Source organism: Streptomyces sp. NPDC002446 (assembly GCF_053595675.1).
In genome coordinates this window covers 103,033-121,126 of record NZ_JBSFYC010000002.1, presented here as the reverse complement: position 1 = coordinate 121,126, position 18,094 = coordinate 103,033, and the positions used below count along the sequence as shown (strand labels likewise).

Below are 18,094 nucleotides of genomic sequence, written 5' to 3'. Positions count from 1 at the left end.
GCGCGCCCGAGACCTCCGCGCCAGGCCTTTGAGCAGGTCACCGGTTGGTCCCTGCAGCAGCCGGTGTCCGCCCGCCCTGGAGTGAACGGCTGGCTGGCCCAACGGATCAGGGTTCGTTGCAGGGCTCCGTGTCAGCGGGTGAGCAGCAACGCGTCGCCCACTGCCCGCTCGGTGCCGTCCGACGGTGAGTTGATCACCTTGCCGTTCACCACCGTGCTCACCGAACCGCCGCCATCGAGAGCCATGGCGTGCACCGCGCCGAGGGACTTCATCAGCTCCGCCCCTTCGTTGAGCCCGAATCCGTCGCTGCGGCCGGGCTGGCGGCCGTCCGCGGCGACAAGGAGTAGGCGGCCTTGACGGTCGACGCCCAGGAGCATGCGCGGGTTGCGCTTGATGCCCCAGGTGTACGCGAAGGACGGGTCGCCGGTCCGCTCGATCCCATCGGCTCCGTAGTTCACCGCGACCGCTCCGTTGCGCACCAGCTCGGGGCCGCCGTTGACGATGTCGTCCTGCGGGCCGAGTTCGAGCTCCTGGCCATGCTCGTCCAGGATCCCGTGCCGCACCTTCAGTTCGCGGCCCGGCTTCGCGTGCGTACGCAGCCAGGAGGCGCCTTCGCCGACGCCGGCCAGTACGCTGCCGCCCTCGGGCACGGCACCGCCGCGCGGGCGCACCTCCCGCACCCGGCCGCTCGCGTCGAGTACCGCCTCGACGCCGTCACCGGCCGGGGTGCTCGCGCCCAGCTCGTCGGTGAACTCGACGAGCTCGTCCGGGTCGGTGCAGGTCACATCGTGCTGCGGCCGCTCGGTCGGGGAGTCGCCGCCGACACCACCGCAGTTGCGGACCAGGCCCGGCACGCGGTTGATGCCGTCCACGATCGCGGACGCCCCGCCCTCCCGGACGCTGAGCTCCGTGCGCAGCTTCTTGAACTCCGGGCGCAGACCGTCGCCGCGCAGCACCGCCGCTATCCGGCCGTTGGTCGCCGCGCTCTGCAATTCCCCGTCGTACGCGGCGATCCCGGCCGAGGCGCCCGGTATGCCGTCCTTGCCCTCCATGACGAAGAAACCCGCGTTGACGCCGAGCAGGGCATCGTCGCCGGCGGCCATATCGCTCACCTTCTCCCGGCCGGCGACACCTGCGCCGTACGTGGCCTGCAGCGCACCGCGATATCGCTTCGGGTCGACGATCACCACCTTGACCTGGGCAAGTCCGGTGCCGGGCGCACCGTCCGCGCCGGTCCACTCGCTGACCGCATCGAACCCCGCGCCCACAAGAGCCTGACGCTGGGCATCGGCCTCGGCCCGGGTGCCGTACACCCCCACCCGGACACGCACACCGACCAGCCCCCGGCGGTCCGAACCCCGCGGCCATTCGACCCGCTCGCCACGAGCGCTGAACCCGGCGCCGCGCAGCCGCTCCACCAGCGCCTCCGCGCCCTGCTCGGTGGCGAGGTGAGCACCGTTCGCGCGCACCGTCAGCGTCCAGTGGTCCGCGCCAGGCCGGCCCGAGATCCTCCCTTGGTACAGATCGGCACCGGAGGCGAGGCGGTCGTGCTGCCAGCCGGCGATCGGCTGAGGGACGGCGGTCGTCGCAGCGGCAGCCGCGGTATCTCCGTACGGGTCGACGACGACACCGGGTGCGGCGAGCCCCGCCGCGGCGACGGCCACCACCGACGCCTTCACGGCAACTCTGAACGGACGGCGTGCGAGGGCCACTGGCACTCCTAGGTTGCGGACGGGCGCAGACGGGCACAGACGACGGTCGCTCTCGCGGGTGAATCCCATAAGGCCGGCCCGTGAACTTACCTGTGGCGGGGCGGGGCGGGACGGTGTGCCTTCCCGCCGGGGGGAGGCGCTGCGCCAGGCGGGTTCCGGGAACGTAGCCCTCGGACTCGCCGAGCACGGTGTCAGAGAGTGACGCGAGCTGCGCCGGGGCAGGAGGCCGGATTCGGACAAGGGGGCGGCCCTGCTCCGGCCGGGTCCCGCGCGGGGCAACGCGCCGGTTGCTTCCCGGCGGCGGACCCCGACGGCCTGCACAGTGGAAGCCCAGCCCGCACTCCGAGAGAAGGTGCCGTGTCCGTGAGCGATGTGCTGCAGCAGAAGTACGAGCACAGGTTTCGCCAGCTCGATGCCGACGGCGACGGGAGCATCAGCCACCACGACGTACGTCTCCGCGCCCGGCTGCTGGCCGACGCTCTGGGCGTCCCTGCCGACGACACCGCGGCGCAGGCCGCGGAAGCCGCAGCCGACGTGTACTGGCACGGCATCGTCCGCCACACCCCCGACGGTCAGAGCCAGGAGGTGGACTGCTCGGCGTTTGTGGCCGCGCTCACGGCGGCCCGGGAAGCCGGCGCGCTCCACGCGATGGTGCAGCCCGCGGTCGTAGCGCATTTGGCGCTCACCGACCGGGACGGAGACGGCAGCATCGACCTCCGCGAGTTCACCGTGGCCCAGCAGGCGGTCGGGATCCCCTCCGACCAGGCACAGTCCGTATTCCGCGCACTGGACCGTGACGGCGACGGCCGTCTGACCCTGCCCGAATGGGAAGCCGCAGTCTGGGAGTACTACGCCAGCACCGACCCCGAGGCCCCCGGAAACCGCATCCTCGGCACCTGCTGACGACCACCCGCTCCCAGGCGATGCCGCCCCCGTCCTCGTCCCCGTCCTCATCCCCGGCCTGATGCGCGGCCGGCAGGTGTGGCGGAGGCAATCAGATGGTCGACGACATCGGGGAAGCCGGCGCGGCGCTGGTAGGCGGCGCGCTGGCGGTCGGCGCCATTGCCGTGGGCTCGCAGTCGTGACCACCCGTCGCGCACCAGCTCCAGATCGCCGTTGCGCCGCAGAGCAGGGTGAATCCAGGTCAGAAGCCGATCCACGTACGTCGTCACGGAGACCAGACGGCTGTCGGGCAGGTTGACGGATTGCCCGCCCAGGCCGTCGCGTGCGGCACGCCAGGAGGCGGCGCGCAGGAGTTCCGGCCGGGGACGTGGAGCCGCTTCCCCCGTGTCGATGGCCTGCAGCGCGGTCGCGACCATGGCTCTGACGATCGCGGAGAGCAGGACGGTCTCGTCGGCGGTGGCGGTGGCGTCAGCCACTCTGATCTCCAGGGTCGGCACATGGCTGGAAGGTCTGATGTCCCAGTACAGGCCGCCGCGGTCCAGGACGGCGCCGGTCTCGATGACGCGGCTGACCAGGTCCTCGAAGTGCCCGGGGGACTCGAAGTACGGCGGCGGACCGGCGACCGGCCAGCGCGCTGCGGTCATCGTGCGCCAACTTGCATAGCCGGTGTCCCTGCCCGCCCAGTAGGGCGAGTTGGCGAACAGGGCGATGAGGGCCGGGATCCAGGGGCGCAGGTGGTTGCTGGCCTGGAGGGCCCGGGCCAGGTCGGATACGCCGACGTGGACGTGGCAGGCGCAGGCGGTCTGCTCGTCGTCCAGGGCGCGGAACGTCGCGATGCTCTGTGCGTATCGGCGCCCCTCCGAGATGGGTGGCGGAACCGACTGGCCGAGTACGGGAGATCCGCTGGAGATGATGCGCAGCCCTTGTCGTCCGGCAGCATCGGCGACTGCGGCTCTCATCGACCGGATCTGATCGCCGAGGTCCTTCATGGCGGTGTGCGGTTCGGTCCTCGCTTCGACCTGGTAGCAGGTGAGTTCGGTGCTGACCCGGTCGCCGAGCCCGCAGGAAGAAGCCTGCGTCACCACCTTCTGAGCCTGCGGCGTCACCTCCCGGGTCGCCGGATCGACCAGCAAGTACTCCTCCTCCACCCCCACCGTCAGCAGGTCCGGAGTCCTCGCAGGGGCATGGTGCCGACCATGACCGGTCGGGAGATGGTCTTTCGCGTCTGAAGTACCGTCAGCTTCATTACCCACAGCGATCATATTGTCATGGAAAGTAGCAAAGCTTGGGGCGGGAAAGCGTCGAATTCGACCTGGGGAGGAACGGGAACGGGGCATGCGTGAGCGGACGCGGGCACTGGTCATCGGCGGCGGGCCGGCGGGCCGGCGGGCCGGCCGGCACATCCGCGGCGCCTCCGGCCGGGCCGGGGTACCGGCCGCGCGACAGCTACACGACATAAAAACCCTCGGGCATTGCCTCTCGAACGACCGGCGCGAAATCGCCGCCCCTGCACGGGAGTTGCCATCCGACATCCATGGCCTGAACTCCATGGCCTGAACTCATTTAACACGAATTTTCGGGCGTTTGTTGAGGAGTGGGCCATGGGCATCGATGCGCATGCACAGTCGCCAAAGAGAGAGGACGGAATATGACCGTCAACGGAAACGGCGCCTCCGCCGATGAACCGTACGTCATTCACGGCCGGGGCAAGGACAAGGCTCCGGCAGGTGCCTTCTCCCTGTTCGCCGACGCCAACTACAACGTGGGCGGAGACCGGGACAAGATTCTCGTCATCCCGGTCAAGGGAACGGCGAACAACTTCAGTGATTACGGATTCGACCAGAGCGGTGACGGTGTGAGTGCCGTCGTGAACAACACCGAAATCGACAACGTCCTTTTCACGCGGACGAACCAGCAGGGTTCGCAGTTACCGGTCAAGGCCGGCGAGTCGATCGCCGATCTGACGAGGATCCCGCTCGCCGGCAGCCCCACCGGCTCGTGGAACGACCAGGCCCAGTCGGCTCTCGCGTTCGTCCGGCCCGTCCCGACGCCGGTCTTCACCGTTCCCGCGGCCAGCGCGAAGACCGAGGACCGCCGGCAGCTCGTCCGCGGCAACGCGGCGCCCGACGTGCAGCAGGTGCTGCTGTACGAGGGGGCCAAGCAGCTGGGCACGTGCCCGGTCAAGGACAGCAAGTGGGAGTACGACCCGGATTCCGACTGGAGCCTCGGCCAGCACGACCTGTCCGCCATCGCCGTGCGGGACGATGTGCAGTCCGGCAGGGCGTACCTGCGCTTCTACGTGATCCTCCCGACACCCGTCGTGGACATCAGGTCTCCCCAGGACGGTGCGGAAGTCGACCCCGGCGTGTCCGTCGACGGTGTCGCGTTCAACGCCGATTCGGTGACGCTCGTCGACGGAAGCACCCAGCTCGGCACCGCACCGGTGACGAGCGACAAATGGACTTTCTCCCCCGAGGGCGGCTGGAGCCTGGGAAGTCACAGTGTGACGGTAAAGGCCGTCCACGGCGCCCAGGAATCCGAACCGGACACGGTCCGTTTCACTGCGGTCCAGCAGAACCTCACCGTCGATTACACCTTCAATTCCAGTTGGCAGGACTGGCAGTCCGGAAAGTACATCTACTCCTACGACGTCACCATGTACGCCGGCGAAACCGACGTCCGGCACTGGAACGTCGGATTCGGTCAGCTGCCGGACGGTTCGGTCCTGGCCCCGGAGTTCGAGACCGGCTTCTGGGGAATGATCATCAACGACGGCTCCGACGGAAACGTCGTCCTCGGCTCGCCCCCTGAGGGAATCCACATCGTCCCGAAGGGCGGCCATCTGACCATCCGCGTCCTCGTACTCATCCCCACGCAGGACGACGCCTACAAGAAGCTCTACGGCCTCTTCGCCAAGGTGGTGAAGGCGTAGGCGGGTTGACAACCCGCAGGGTCCGGCAACCGAACCGCGGAGGTTGCCGGACCCTACTCGCCGTGCCGAGTGCGCGGTTGCGCCGTTGCACGTCCGCAGGTTGCCTCTTCAGGTGTTAGGGATGCGTCAATGTCGCACCAACGGCCGTAAGGGACCCGTCAAGAGGAGCGAGGGCGGGCCGTCGCTGCGGTTCTCTCTCCTGGTCGCGCGGGCTCCGTTCGACCGAATCCTGCACAGCAACTCACGTTGACCGATGTGGCCTTCGTGGACACCGCCCCTGCACATCCGAAGCACTTCTCCAGCGCGCCCGGTCTGGGCTACCGCTTCGACCCTGACGACCCAGGCTTCGCGCCCTGACCGAGACGACACTGAGAGCGAGAGCACGTGGCACGCGGCAAGCTTCGAATATACCTCGGCGCGGCACCGGGCGTGGGCAAGACGTACGCCATGCTGTCCGAGGCACATCGGCGGGTGGAGCGCGGCACGGACTGTGTGGTCGCCTTCGTCGAGCACCACGAGCGGCCGCGCACTGAGGTGATGCTGCACGGCCTGGAGCAGACCCCGCGCAGGGAGATGGAGTACCGCGACACCCGTTTCACCGAGATGGACGTGGACGCGATCCTGGCGCGCAGGCCGGCCGTCGCGCTGGTCGACGAGCTGGCCCACACCAACGTCCCCGGCTCGCGCAACGCCAAGCGCTGGCAGGACGTCGAGGAGCTGCTGGAGGCCGGGATCCATGTGATCTCGACGGTGAACATCCAGCATCTGGAATCCCTCGGCGACATCGTCGAGTCGATAACGGGTGTGCGGCAGAAGGAGACCGTTCCCGACGAGGTGGTGCGCCGCGCCGACCAGATCGAACTGGTCGACATGTCGCCCCATGCGCTTCGCCGCCGTATGGCGCACGGCAACATCTACAAGCCCGAGAAGGTCGATGCGGCGCTGTCGAACTACTTCCGGCCGGGCAACCTCACCGCGCTGCGCGAGCTGGCGCTGCTGTGGGTCGCCGACCGGGTCGACGAGTACCTCCAGGAGTACCGGAGCGAGCACCGGGTCTCGAAGATCTGGGGCTCGCGTGAGCGCATCGTGGTCGGCCTGACGGGCGGCAGCGAGGGCCGTACGCTCATCCGGCGCGCCGCCCGCCTGGCCGAGAAGGGCGCCGGCGGCGAGGTGCTCGCCGTCTACATCGCCCGCAGCGACGGGCTGGCCTCCGCCTCGCCCAAGGAACTCGCCGTTCAGCGCACGCTCGTCGAGGATCTGGGCGGCACCTTCCACCACGTCATGGGCGAGGACATCCCCTCCGCCCTCCTCGAATTCGCCCGCGGGGTGAACGCCACCCAGATCGTGGTGGGGACCTCCCGCCGCAAGTCGTGGCAGTACATCTTCGGCCCCGGTGTCGGGGCGACCGTCGCCGTGGACTCGGGGCCCGACCTCGACGTCCACATCGTCACGCACGAGGAAGCCGCCAAGGGCCGCGGGCTGCCGGTCGCCCGCGGCGCGCGGCTGGGACGGTCCCGGATCGTCTGGGGCTGGCTGGTCGGATCGGTGGGGCCGGGGCTGCTGACCTTGCTGCTGTTGGAGGTCGGGGCGGTGCTTGGACTCGCCAACGACATGCTGTTGTTCCTCGTACTGACGGTGGCGGCGGCGCTGCTCGGCGGGCTCCTGCCTGCGCTCGCCTCGGCCGTGGTCGGCTCGGTCCTGCTGAACATGTACTTCACGCCGCCTGTCGGCCGCATCACCATCGCGGACCCCAAGAACATCCTGGCGCTCATGATCTTCGTCCTGGTGGCGATCTCGGTCGCGTCCGTCGTCGACGTCGCCGCCCGGCGCACCCATCAAGCCGCCCGCCTGCGCGCCGAGTCGGAGATCCTCTCCTTCCTGGCGGGCAGCGTGCTGCGCGGCGAGACCACGCTGGACGCCCTGTTGGAGCGGGTGCGCGAGACCTTCGCGATGGATGCGGTGGCACTGTTGGAGCGGGAGAACGACACCGCCCCCTGGACCTGCTCGGGCAGCGTGGGGGACGCCAGCCCGCTCGAACGCCCTGAGGACGCGGACGTCGACATGCCCGTCGGCGATCACCTGGCGCTCGCCCTGTCGGGCCGGGTCCTGCCCGCCGAGGACCGTCGCGTGCTGGCCGCCTTCGCGGCGCAGGCCGCCGTCGTCCTGGACCGCCAGCGCCTGCAGTCCCAGGCAGAACAAGCCCGAAAGCTGGCCGAGGGCGACCGCATCCGCACCGCCCTGCTCGCGGCCGTCAGCCATGACCTGCGCACGCCCCTGGCCGGCATCAAGGCCTCCGTCACCTCCCTGCGCTCCGACGACATCGAATGGTCCGACGAGGACCAGGCCGAACTCCTCGCGGGCATCGAGGAGGGCGCCGACCGCCTCGACCAGCTGATCGGCAACCTCCTCGACATGTCCCGGCTGCAGACCGGCACCGTCACGCCCCTGATCCGCGAGATCGACGTCGACGAAGTGGTGCCGATGGCGCTCGGCGGCGTACCGGAGAACAGCGTCATCCTCGACATCCCCGAAGAGCTGCCGATGGTCGCCGTCGACCCCGGACTGCTGGAGCGATCGGTGGCCAACATCGTCGAGAACGCGGTGAAGTACAGCCCCGACGGCGAGACCGTCCTGGTGTCCGCCAGCACTCTCGGCGACCGTGTGGAGATCCGCGTCGCCGACCGCGGCCCCGGCGTCCCCGACGACGCCAAGGACCGCATCTTCGAACCCTTCCAACGCTACGGCGACGCCCCGCGCGGCGCCGGTGTCGGCCTCGGCCTGGCCGTCGCCCGCGGCTTCGCCGAAGCCATCGCGGGCACCCTCACCGCCGAAGACACCCCCGGTGGCGGCATGACCATGGTCCTCACCGTCCCCACCGCCGCCGGCCACCCGCCGGCCCGGCCCGACCTCCCGGCCGCGGTCACCTCGTAAGCAGATTTCCGATACCGCTGTCCAGGAAGGAACGAACGGCTCGGGCGAACCCGTCAGGGTCGTCGGCGTAGAGCCAGTGTCCGCAGCCGGCGAGTTCGACCAGCTCCGTATGTGGCCGTTCCTGAGCCATCCGGCTCGCCGTTTCGCTGGTGAGGACGAAGCTCTCGCCGGCCCTGAGCAGCAGGGCCGGCTGCCGCGATGCGGCCCACGCGGCAGAGTGGTCCCCGGTCAGGGCGCGTTGAGAGGTCATCATCTCGGCGGTGTCGAAGAGCAGTCCCCAGCCGTCGTCGGACTCGACCGCGCTGTCGAGAAAGTAGCCGGCGTCAGGAACACCGTGCGCTTCGATCGCAGCTCCTAGTTCCTCGCGCGACGCCGCCGTGCGCGGCCAGCCCGAGACGTCGAGAACGGGGCGCGTCTCGGGCTCCTCATTGCGTACGGTCATGTCCGCGACGACCAGCGCGGTGACGAGTTCGGGGTGGCGCTCGGCCAGGAGGTAGGCGATGGCACCCCCCATGGAGTGCCCCAGAACCGTGGCCGGTGCGAGAGCGAGGGCGCGTAGGAAGGCAGCCGCATCCTCAACGTACTCGTCGGGGGTGAGCTCACCGCCGTGGTCCGACAGGCCGTGGGCCCGCTGGTCGAGCGCGATGACGCGATACCGCCCGGCCAGTGCTTCTGCCAGAGGGGCGAAGATCCGCCCCCTCCCGAAATGGCCGTGCAGGGCAAGGACGGCGGGTCCGGGCCCACCGAAGTCCAGAAAGGCGAAGCGACGACCACGAAGACGGATGAAGGACTCGGGCGGCACGGTGGGCTCCCTTGACGTGTGCGGGGGGGCGATGCCCCTGCCCCTACCCCTGATCCTCGTCTTCTTCTTCGTCTTCGTCCTCGTCTTCGGTGCGGTGAGCGATGAGGTGGAAGTGGCGGGCGATGTGGCGGTAGGGAGTGCGGCGTCCGGCCTCCCACTCGGCGTCCAGTACCTGGTCGAAGTCCTCGCTCACCGGCTCATCGCCGAGGTGGTCGGTGAAGACGCGCACGCCGTACCAGCGGATGGGGTGGATGTGGTGCGCGGCGAGGAGGCGCATGACCTCCTCGCGGTCGACGCCGCGGCTCGGCCCCGCCTCGGTTTCGGTGCGCAGCGCCTCCTGGGCACGTGGCCAGTCGCGTTCCAGCCCCGGGCGCATGGCCAGTGCCTCCTGCTGCCTGGCGAGCACTGAGGTCAGGCCACCGCTCGTGACGCAGTGGGCGAGGCCGCGTAGCAGGGGTGCGAGGTCGTCGACGTACATCAGCACGCCGTGGCACAGCACCGCGTCCCACCCGGTGCCGGCGAGCTGCGGCGCTTGCTCGCCGGTGCCGTGCAGGAAGGACAGAGTGCCGTGGGCGCGCTCGGCATACGGGAGCCAGGCGGCGCGGGCCTGGGCGAGCGCGGTCTCGTCTGGGTCGAGAAGGGTGACGTGGTGCCCGCGCTGGGCGAGGCGTTGGGCCTGGATGCCGGCGCCGCCTCCGATGTCGAGGATGTGCTGCGGTTCGGCCGGGAGATGCTCGGCCAGGGCCCGGTCGACCAGGGCGTGCCGGAGGGCGCCGCGCAGCGTGCCGCAGTGGCGACCGTACGCGGCAGCAAGATCGGTGTTCCACGTGTTGGTCACCTGGTGGTGCTCCTCAAACAGGTCAGGGACGAGCCGGGCACGGGCACACGGGCCGGGCCGTAGGTAGCCTCCCCCGACCGGCGGCTGCGGCCGCGCACGTTTGCGGGCGTGTCCTGAGCTGCCGTTGAACGAGCCGGACCGGGCCGCTTCTCGGCGTCAGTTCGGCTGCCGGCGGGCCTGCTTCACCTCGCGGTCGACGGCCCAGGCGTCGGCGACCGGCCCGATGTGGCCGAGCTTGTCGGGGTTGATCACCGAGCGGATCGTCTGGATCTGTCCGTCGAGTACGTCGAGCACCATGGTGTTGAGGACCTTGCCGTCGCGGTCGCGGAAGATCGCGCCCGGCTGGCCGTTGACCTCGTGCGGCTCCCACGTCACGTCGATCCGGGCTATCGAGGGGAAGACGGCGGCAAGCAGTCGGGCCACGTTCTGGGCGCCGAGGACGGCCCTGGCCAGCTGCGGGGCCTTGCCGCCGCCGTCGCCGACCATCGATACGTCGGCGGCGAGCAGCTCCTGCAGGCCGGCCACATCGCCTTCGCGGAGGGCGTCGAAGAACCGCGACGCCAGTTCCTCCCGTTCCTCGCGGGCCGTTTCGAAGCGCGGCCGCCCGGCCTCCATATGCCGCCGCGCCCGCACCAGCAGCTGCCGGCACGCCGCCTCCGACCGCCCCACCGCCGCGCCGACCTCGTCGAACCCAAAGCCGAACACCTCCCGCAGCACGAACACCGCCCGCTCCAGCGGGCTGAGCCGCTCCAGTAGCAGCAGCGCCGCCATCGACACCGAGTCCGCCAGCTCCACCGACCGCGCCGGATCCTCATAGGGGTCGCTCAGCAGCGGCTCGGGAAACCAGGGCCCCACGTACTCCTCCCGCCGCGCCCGCGCCGAACGCAGCACATCGATCGAGATCCGCGTCACCGCGGCCGACAGAAAGGCCCTGGTCGACGTGGGCCGGGTCGATGAGCCGTCAAAGCGCAGCCAGGTCTCCTGCACCGCGTCCTCGGCCTCCCCCACGCTGCCCAGAATCCGATAGGCAATCGAAAACAGCAGCGGCCGCAGCTCCTCGAACTCCTCGACCTTGGACTCCTCGACCTTGCTCACGCCGAATCCCCTCCCCTTGCAGCCCTCCCAGCGGGCCGTACTCGCCGGCGCGGACCTCTTCGGGTGATCATCCGGGCCACGGGCAAGCCAGAGTAATGCTCCCGAGACCGGGGCCCGGAGTCCGCAACCGGACCCCGAGCCAGGTGCCGATCCCGATGCCGATGCCGATGCCGATGCCGTTCAGTGGAACTGCCCGGCCTCGTAATCGCCGGCCGGCTGCTGGGTGATGACGTTCAGCCGGTTCACCATGTTCATGAAGGAGACCAGGACCACCAGGGCGGTGAGCTGCTCCTCGTCGTAGTGCTTGCCGGCGTTCGCCCACACCGCGTCGCTGACCCCGCCGGCCGCGTCCGCGACCCGGGTCCCCTCCTCCGCCAGCTCCAGCGCGGCACGCTCGGCCTCGGTGAAGACCGTGGCCTCCCGCCACGCCGCGACCAGGTTCAGCCGCACCGAGGTCTCGCCGGCCGCGGCGGCCTCCTTGGTGTGCATGTCGATGCAGACGGCGCAGCCGTTGATCTGGCTTACGCGAAGTGCCACCAGTTCCTGCGTCGCGGTCGGCAGCGGCGACTCCTTGAGCGCCTTGCCCGCCGACATCAGGTACTTGAAGGCCTTGGGGGCGGTCGGGCCGGTCACGTAGTTCAGCCGCGCGTCCATGGTGTGCTCCTTCGTGGTCATCAGTGCCTACACCCCTGAGACGAGGTAGCCCGACGCCCTGTGACATACGCGAAGGTGACCTGCGTCTCCCCGCCGTCGGCACCCGTCAGCCGACGAAGCAGTCACCGTCCCCGTCCACGACCCTCACCAAGCCCCCGGACGACACCGAGTCCCCGAGTCCCACCGCCCTGACCTGCAGTCATTACCCCATCAGATATTGACTTTACGCGAACTTTACTGTTGTCTGCGGGCATGAACAGACGTATCCGCACCGCCGTGTGCGTCCTCGCCACCGCCGGTCTCGCGCTGGGCCTCGGCGCCTGCTCCGCGGCCGAGGAGAAGGCCGTCGACGCGGTCGACAAGGCCGTCAACGAGACCTACCAGGTGACGTACGAGGTCTCCGGCAAGAACGTCGACGAGATCGAGTTCTCCGCCGGCGCGGGCTCCGCGGCCAACCCGAAGCTGGAGAAGGTCGCCAAGCCGCGGCTGCCGTGGAAGAAGACCGTGACCCTGCGCGGGATCATGCCGCCCACCGTCGTCCCCGTCTCGACGGACCCGACTGGTGCCGGCCTCACCTGCAAGGTGATCTACAAGGGCAAGGTCATCAAGGAAGCCTCCGGCGACAACGTCGTGACCGGCTGCATCGCCGTCTCGCCGATCAGCGGATAGGTCCGCGACAGACCGGCGGATACCTCGACAAGGTCCTGCCGAGCACCTCCGGGGGTCCCGCAGGAGGTGCTCGAACGGACCTCGGCGACTGACGGACCGGGGGGCGTCAGGCCACGGCGGGCGTGTAGTGGTCGGCGTCACCGCCTTCGAGGGCGCGGCTGGCGGACCCGTCGATGCCCACCGGAGCGTCCCCGGCGACGGTCACCCGGTGCAGCAGGCGCGGCAGGTCGCCGTAGTCGTCAGGGGCGTAGTGCTGGGTGATGCGGTTGTCGAACAGGACGACGTCGCCGGGTGTCCAGGCCACCCGGACGATGTTCTCCGGCCGCGTCACATACGACTGGAAGATGCGCAGCAGGTCCCGGGATTCGGCGGGGCCCAGGCCCTCGATGGTCTGCGCGAAGCCTCCGATGAACAGGCCGCGCTCCCCCGTCTCGGGGTGCACGCGTACCACCGGGTGGGCGGTGCGGTACTTGCGCGAGACGAACTGCCTGCGGTGCTCGGCCGCCTTGTCGTTCTTCGGCACGGCGTAGTCGTAGTCGTTGGTGTGCACCGCCCACAGCGTGTCCGCCAGCTCGCGCAGCGGCTCGGGCAGGTCCCGGTAGGCCGCGGCCGAGTTGGCGATCAGCGTGTTGCCGCCGTAGGGCGGGACGACGATGCTGCGCAGGGTCGACGCCTTGGGGGGTGTGCGGACGAAGGTGACGTCGGTGTGCCAGTGGTTGGCGCGGATGCCCTCGTCGCCGTCGACCGGCAGGATGTGGGGCTGCCCGTCCACGGACGGGACGGTGGGGTGGGCGGTGGTGAGCTCGCCGAAGTGGGAGGCGAAGCGCAGCTGGGCCGCGTCGTCCAGCTGCTGGCCGCGGAAGACGAGCGCCTTGTGTTCCAGCAGAGCCGCGTTGATCTCGGCGACGATCGCCGGGTCGAGGTCGGCGGAGAGGTCGACGTCGACGATCTCGGCGCCGATGCGTCCGCCGATCCGGCGGATGTCGAAGCCTGTACTGGTGCTCATGTGTGAGTTCCTTTCGGGATTTTCGGCTGTCTCAGGAGGTGAGGGCACAGGAGGTGAGGGCGAGGGAGGTGCCGTGCGCTGGGGCGGCTGCGAACGTCAGCTCGTCGCCGGGACGCGCCACGAGCTGAGCCGCTTCTCCACGGCCACCAGCAGCTGGTTGAAGGCCACGCCGATGACGGAGATGGTGACGATGCCCGCGTACATCTGCGGAATGGCGAAGTTGTACTGGGACGCGTTGATCAGATAGCCGAGACCGGCCTTGGCGCCGATCATCTCGGCGGCGACCAGGACGACGATGGACACCGCCCCGGCCAGCCGGATTCCGGTGAAGATCGTCGGCACCGAGGCCGGCAGGATCACCTTCTGGAACAGCCGCGGGGCGGACAGGTCCATGGACTTCGCCAGCCTCAGCAGGGTGGGGTCGACGGTGCGTACCGCGCTGATCGTGTTGAACAGGATCGGCCATGCGCACGCGTACACCACGATGGAGATCTTCGACGTCTCGCCGATGCCGAGCAGCAGGACGAACACCGGCAGCAGGGCGAGGGCGGCGGTGTTGAGGAAGACCTGCAGCAGCGGGTTGAGGAGATCGGCGACCGGCCGGTACCAGCCGATGAGCAGGCCCAGCGGTACGGACACGCCCACGGCGATGCCGAATCCGCTGAACGAACGCACCAGGCTCGCCTGCGCGTTGTCCGCGAGCTGACCGTTGGCCACGAGTTCCCACCATGCCTGGGCGACCTCGCTGAACGGCGGCAGGAAGGTCCGGTCCACCAGACCGAGGCGGGGCGCCAGCTCCCACGCGAGCAGCAGGGCGACGATCGCCGCCGACTTGGTGGCGCCGGTCAGTGCCGCGCGCAGGAGGCGGGGCACCACGGAAGCACGGCGGAGCCGCGGTGCGCTCAGGGCGATCGGCAGGGCGGCCGCGGGCTCCCCAGCGGACTCCGACGGAGTGCCGGTGGTCGCCGACGGAGTGTCGGTCGTCGCCGACGGAGTGCCGGTCGTCGCCGTGGAGAGTCCCTCCAGATGATCGGGTTCCTCCAGATGATCGGGTTCCTCCGGAGCGTTGAGTTCCTGCAGGCCCTGGAGTTCCTCCGGGGCCTGGAGTTCCTCCGGGGCCGTGCGCCGAGTGCTCGAACCGCTTGCGAGGCTCATACGGAGACCTCCTCCTTCTCCAGCAGTTGGGTCCTTGTCACCTCGTCGTGCAGAAGCGTCCAGATCTCATGTCGGTACCGTGCGAACTCGGCGCTGGACCGCAGGTCGTCCGTCTCCGTGCGGGAGTCGAAGCCGATCGGTACGACCTGCTTGATGCGGCCGGGCCTGGAGGTCATGACGGCCACCCGCTGCCCCAGGTAGACCGCCTCCTCGATGCCGTGGGTGATGAAGACGACGGTCTTTCCGGTGCGCTGCCAGATGCGCAGCAGCTCGTCCTGGAGCGACTCCCTGGTCTGGGCGTCCAGTGCGGCGAACGGCTCGTCCATCAGCAGGACGTCGGGGTCGTAGGCGAGAGAGCGGGCGATGGCCACGCGCTGGCGCATACCGCCCGACAGCTCGTGCGGGTGACGGTTCTCGAATCCGGAGAGCCCGACCAGGTCCAGGTATTCGCGGGCCCGCGCGGTGCGCTCACGCCGCGGCACGCCGGTCGCCTCCAGGCCGAACTCGATGTTGCCCAGGGCGGTGCGCCAGGGCAGCAGGGCGTACTGCTGGAAGACGATGCCGCGGTCCAGGCCGGGCCCGGTCACCGGTTCGCCGTCCAGCAGGATCCGTCCGGCGGTCGGACGGGCGAGGCCGCCCAGCAGGTCCAGGAGCGTGGACTTGCCGCACCCGCTGGGGCCGACCACGACGACGAACTCCCCCGCGTCGATCCGCAGGTCGACACCGTCCAGGGCGGTGAACTCGCCGTCCCCGTGTGCCGGGCCGCGGCGCTGGCCCCTCCCCCTCTTGGCGGGAAAGGTCTTGCGCACCCGCTCGAACTCGATCTTCGGTGTGGCGGATTCCGGCATGGGTCAGCTCCCGCTCTTGGAGGTCGGCTCGGCCGCGGACGACGTGTCCTTCGGACTGTTCTTTCGGTTGCCCTTCCGGCCGTACGCGTTGAACTCGTTGGTATAGAGGTCCGACGCCTTGACCTGGCCCTTCTCGATGTCACCGCGTGCGGCGAGCCAGTCGATCCACAGCTGGAGGTCCTTGTCGGCGATGCGCCCGGCAGTCTCGGCCACGCCGAAGGACTTCCAGTACTTCAGCGGAGCGGTGCTCTCGTTGCGGCCACGCTTCTTGACGATCTCGATCTGCCGGTCGATGACCTCTTCGCGTGGTGTGGCACGGGCCCACTCGATGGCGCGCGCGACGCCGGTGACGAAGGTGCGCGCGGTGTCGGGGTTCTGCTTCAGAAAACGGTCGTTGACGACGTATGTGCCGGCGGAGAAGTCTCCGAGCAGCTCATGGTCGGTGAACAGCGGTCTGATGCCGCCGGTCTGCAGGGCCTTGTCGCGCAGGATGTCACCGAGGACGCCCACCTGGATCTGCTTCTGCCGCAGGGACTGCTCGGTGTTGACCGGGGGCACCACCAACGGCTCGACCTTCTCGATGTCCGCCCGCGACAGGCGGTGGCGTTGCAGGTAGATGTCGAGCATCGCCTCGGAGTGCGCGCCGAGGGTGTTCATCCCGACCTTCTTGCCGACCAGGTCACGGGCCGAGTGGATCGGGCTGTCCTTGAGCACGTAGAAGCCGTTGTAGGCGGCCTTGTCGACGCCGTAGTAGCTGATCACCGCCGTGATGGGGGCCTTTCGCGCGGCGAGCTTGACGACGGCTCCGTTGAACGCGCCGCCGAAGTCGACCTGACCGGTGGCCGCCGACTGGATGTCCTGCGGCCCGCTGATCGTGTTGCCGACCCACTTCAGCTTTACGTCCTCCAGGAAGCCGAGGTCCTGGGCCAGTTCGGGCAGGATGACGGACCCCGCCCACCCCTGGTACCGCAGGGTCTTGGTCTGCCCCTCGGCCGCGCCGCCACCCCCGGTGCCGCAGCCGGCCGCGACCGCCGAGAGACCCAGCAGGGTGAGGAACTGTCGTCGGCTCGATGGCGTGCTCAGCTTGGTTATGGAGCTCATGGAGGGTCCTGTTCAAGTCGGTGGGGTGGAGCGGCGGCGGTACGCGTACGGCGTCGGCTACGGACGCGAGCGGAATGGCGGGAGGAGGCGCCGGGTGGGCCACGGTGCGGCGGCGACGACCGGGACGTGGCGGCCCAGCACCCGGGCGAATCCCTCCGTCACCTGCGAGAGCCGCCGCCGTTCCGCTTCCGTCGGGCGGGGACACAGCCCGAGATGCGAAATCCGATAAGGAATTCAGCAGGGAAAAGCGAAACAATGGGCACGCGACACCGAACCCGGCGAACCCGGCAGATTCCAGGTGGGCATGGGCGCGAATCACCGGGCAACCGCGAATCACCGGGCAACGGGGCATTCCCGAGGCATCGACCGCACGGGAATCAGCGGTGGCTCACATGGTGACGGGTGACGCAGGTCGTCGGCGGCTCAATCAGCCAGCGGCACAGATGGCGCTGGCCTGGCGTCGCAGATCGACGTGCCGGCGTGCGGTGAAGTTCTCCGAGTGACTCACACTCGGGAGGCTGGCAGCGAATATCGGCCACGTCAATGCGACGAGAGCCCTCGTCTCACTTTCTGATTCCACCGTCACACGCGCGCAGCATTTCCTTCACAATCACAATCACAATCACAGCCGCAGACCGGCCCCTGGGCGGCGGGTCAGCGGGGCCGGGAACCGCCGCCCCCGACCCCGCTGCCGCCGCAAAAAAATGTGTGTCTCAGACGGACCGACGTCCGATCACGAGGAGCAGGTGTTGAGCATGCTCTGCAGCGCCGTCTTCTCGCTGGACTGGAGGGTCAGGCCCCAGTGGTACTTGGACCGTATCCACATCTTGGAGTAGGTGCAGTGGTAGGAGGACAGCGGCGGAGTCCAGGCAACCGGATCCTTGTCGCCCTTGGACTGGTTGACGTTGTCGGTCACCGCGATCAGCTGGGGATAGACGAGGTCGTTGGCGAAGTCCTGGCGCTTGCTGGTCGTCCACGAGCTGGCACCGGAGCGCCAGGCTTCGGCCAGTGGGACGACATGGTCGATGTCGATGTCGGATGCCGCGTGCTCGGTGATGCCGTCGTAGGGGCTGTACCAGCTGCCGGAGTCCGGGTAGCAGTCGCTGCCGACCACCACGTTCGAGCCGTCGCGCTTGAGCACCTCTTCCCGTGTGTTGCAGGTGCCCGAGATGGTGATCCAGTGCGGGAACAGGTCGCGTGAGTAGCCGGTCATGCTGCCTTCGGCGGTCACGGTCAGCGCATTGAGCTCGGACTGGGCGGCGGACTTACTGGGGATGTTGGGCGGGGTGGCGTGGGCCGGGGTCGTCAGCGTCGTAGTCGACAGTGCGACGGCGGCCAGTGCCGCACCGGTCAGGCCGAACCAGTGGCGTCGGGACAGGGCACGGGACACGGATCCTCCTTGGAAGAAGGCGGAATGGGACTGGTGGCCCCGGCGCAGGAGCAGGAGC

Annotated in this window: 17 protein-coding genes; 5 read left to right on the top strand and 12 right to left on the bottom strand. The window is 69.3% G+C overall.

Annotated features, from left to right (window positions below; translation table 11 throughout):
• Window positions 1-131: 131 nt before the first annotated feature.
• Window positions 132-1,712 carry a phosphodiester glycosidase family protein gene (locus ACWD6P_RS02210; protein WP_451442074.1) on the bottom strand — a complete coding sequence of 527 codons (1,581 nt, stop codon included), beginning with the start codon at window positions 1,710-1,712 and terminating at the stop codon, window positions 132-134.
• 363 nt (window positions 1,713-2,075) lie between these two features.
• Between ACWD6P_RS02210 and ACWD6P_RS02205 the strand changes: the two genes are divergently transcribed.
• The gene (locus ACWD6P_RS02205; RefSeq protein ID WP_451442073.1) at window positions 2,076-2,615 is read left to right on the top strand and encodes an EF-hand domain-containing protein; all 540 of its coding nucleotides are present in this window, start codon (window positions 2,076-2,078) and stop codon (window positions 2,613-2,615) included.
• A 47-nt stretch (window positions 2,616-2,662) separates the two neighbouring features.
• On the opposite strand, the gene ACWD6P_RS02200 is transcribed toward ACWD6P_RS02205, so the two are convergent.
• Window positions 2,663-3,877 carry a carboxylate-amine ligase gene (locus tag ACWD6P_RS02200; RefSeq protein WP_451442072.1) on the bottom strand — a complete coding sequence of 405 codons (1,215 nt, stop codon included), beginning with the start codon at window positions 3,875-3,877 and terminating at the stop codon, window positions 2,663-2,665.
• A gap of 73 nt (window positions 3,878-3,950) precedes the next feature.
• Between ACWD6P_RS02200 and ACWD6P_RS02195 the strand changes: the two genes are divergently transcribed.
• The 3 genes from ACWD6P_RS02195 (at window position 3,951) to ACWD6P_RS02185 (ending at window position 8,478) form a co-directional block, all read left to right on the top strand.
• Entirely contained in the window at window positions 3,951-4,172 is a 222-nt protein-coding gene (locus tag ACWD6P_RS02195) for a hypothetical protein (RefSeq protein ID WP_451442071.1), read from the top strand.
• Between the two features lie 91 nt (window positions 4,173-4,263).
• Window positions 4,264-5,547, top strand: a complete 1,284-nt coding sequence (locus tag ACWD6P_RS02190; RefSeq protein WP_451442070.1) for a hypothetical protein — start codon at window positions 4,264-4,266, stop codon at window positions 5,545-5,547.
• Between the two features lie 384 nt (window positions 5,548-5,931).
• Entirely contained in the window at window positions 5,932-8,478 is a 2,547-nt protein-coding gene (locus tag ACWD6P_RS02185; protein ID WP_451442069.1) for an ATP-binding protein, read from the top strand.
• Here ACWD6P_RS02185 and ACWD6P_RS02180 read toward each other — a convergent pair.
• The 4 genes from ACWD6P_RS02180 to ACWD6P_RS02165 all read right to left on the bottom strand — a co-directional run bounded on the left by ACWD6P_RS02180 (window position 8,468) and on the right by ACWD6P_RS02165 (window position 11,867).
• Entirely contained in the window at window positions 8,468-9,280 is an 813-nt protein-coding gene (locus tag ACWD6P_RS02180) for an alpha/beta fold hydrolase (protein ID WP_451442068.1), read from the bottom strand. The genes ACWD6P_RS02185 and ACWD6P_RS02180 overlap by 11 nt on opposite strands.
• A 43-nt stretch (window positions 9,281-9,323) precedes the next feature.
• Window positions 9,324-10,118 (bottom strand): methyltransferase domain-containing protein, encoded by a 795-nt coding sequence (locus ACWD6P_RS02175; protein WP_451442067.1) that lies wholly within the window; start codon window positions 10,116-10,118, stop codon window positions 9,324-9,326.
• A 156-nt stretch (window positions 10,119-10,274) separates the two neighbouring features.
• A complete protein-coding gene (locus ACWD6P_RS02170; RefSeq protein WP_451442066.1) occupies window positions 10,275-11,213 on the bottom strand; it encodes an RNA polymerase sigma-70 factor in 939 nt (312 codons plus the stop codon).
• 180 nt (window positions 11,214-11,393) lie between these two features.
• Window positions 11,394-11,867, bottom strand: coding sequence for a carboxymuconolactone decarboxylase family protein (locus tag ACWD6P_RS02165; RefSeq protein WP_451442259.1), 474 nt, complete (start codon window positions 11,865-11,867; stop codon window positions 11,394-11,396).
• A gap of 252 nt (window positions 11,868-12,119) precedes the next feature.
• Between ACWD6P_RS02165 and ACWD6P_RS02160 the strand changes: the two genes are divergently transcribed.
• Entirely contained in the window at window positions 12,120-12,536 is a 417-nt protein-coding gene (locus tag ACWD6P_RS02160) for an MmpS family transport accessory protein (protein WP_451442065.1), read from the top strand.
• A 106-nt stretch (window positions 12,537-12,642) separates the two neighbouring features.
• Here ACWD6P_RS02160 and ACWD6P_RS02155 read toward each other — a convergent pair whose 3' ends face one another.
• From ACWD6P_RS02155 to ACWD6P_RS02130, 6 genes are all read right to left on the bottom strand, one after another.
• Complete coding sequence (locus ACWD6P_RS02155; protein ID WP_451442064.1) at window positions 12,643-13,542, bottom strand: TauD/TfdA dioxygenase family protein; 900 nt, start codon at window positions 13,540-13,542, stop codon at window positions 12,643-12,645.
• 96 nt (window positions 13,543-13,638) lie between these two features.
• Complete coding sequence (locus tag ACWD6P_RS02150) at window positions 13,639-14,697, bottom strand: ABC transporter permease (RefSeq protein WP_451442063.1); 1,059 nt, start codon at window positions 14,695-14,697, stop codon at window positions 13,639-13,641.
• Window positions 14,694-15,545, bottom strand: a complete 852-nt coding sequence (locus tag ACWD6P_RS02145; RefSeq protein ID WP_451442062.1) for an ABC transporter ATP-binding protein — start codon at window positions 15,543-15,545, stop codon at window positions 14,694-14,696. The genes ACWD6P_RS02150 and ACWD6P_RS02145 overlap by 4 nt, the downstream gene beginning before the upstream one ends.
• A 3-nt stretch (window positions 15,546-15,548) precedes the next feature.
• Window positions 15,549-16,646 carry an ABC transporter substrate-binding protein gene (locus tag ACWD6P_RS02140; RefSeq protein ID WP_451442061.1) on the bottom strand — a complete coding sequence of 366 codons (1,098 nt, stop codon included), beginning with the start codon at window positions 16,644-16,646 and terminating at the stop codon, window positions 15,549-15,551.
• Between the two features lie 427 nt (window positions 16,647-17,073).
• Entirely contained in the window at window positions 17,074-17,154 is an 81-nt protein-coding gene (locus ACWD6P_RS02135; protein ID WP_451442258.1) for a putative leader peptide, read from the bottom strand.
• 225 nt (window positions 17,155-17,379) lie between these two features.
• A complete protein-coding gene (locus tag ACWD6P_RS02130) occupies window positions 17,380-18,036 on the bottom strand; it encodes an HNH endonuclease family protein (protein WP_451442060.1) in 657 nt (218 codons plus the stop codon).
• Between the last annotated feature and the right edge of the window lie 58 nt (window positions 18,037-18,094).

Coding starts and splice junctions, on each gene's coding strand:
- ACWD6P_RS02200 (WP_451442072.1), bottom strand. CDS start 3,877: ATGATCGCTGTGGGTAATGAAGCTGACGGTACTTCAGACGCGAAAGAC.
- ACWD6P_RS02195 (WP_451442071.1), top strand. CDS start 3,951: ATGCGTGAGCGGACGCGGGCACTGGTCATCGGCGGCGGGCCGGCGGGC.
- ACWD6P_RS02190 (WP_451442070.1), top strand. CDS start 4,264: ATGACCGTCAACGGAAACGGCGCCTCCGCCGATGAACCGTACGTCATT.
- ACWD6P_RS02165 (WP_451442259.1), bottom strand. CDS start 11,867: ATGGACGCGCGGCTGAACTACGTGACCGGCCCGACCGCCCCCAAGGCC.
- ACWD6P_RS02160 (WP_451442065.1), top strand. CDS start 12,120: ATGAACAGACGTATCCGCACCGCCGTGTGCGTCCTCGCCACCGCCGGT.
- ACWD6P_RS02155 (WP_451442064.1), bottom strand. CDS start 13,542: ATGAGCACCAGTACAGGCTTCGACATCCGCCGGATCGGCGGACGCATC.
- ACWD6P_RS02150 (WP_451442063.1), bottom strand. CDS start 14,697: ATGAGCCTCGCAAGCGGTTCGAGCACTCGGCGCACGGCCCCGGAGGAA.
- ACWD6P_RS02145 (WP_451442062.1), bottom strand. CDS start 15,545: ATGCCGGAATCCGCCACACCGAAGATCGAGTTCGAGCGGGTGCGCAAG.
- ACWD6P_RS02140 (WP_451442061.1), bottom strand. CDS start 16,646: ATGAGCTCCATAACCAAGCTGAGCACGCCATCGAGCCGACGACAGTTC.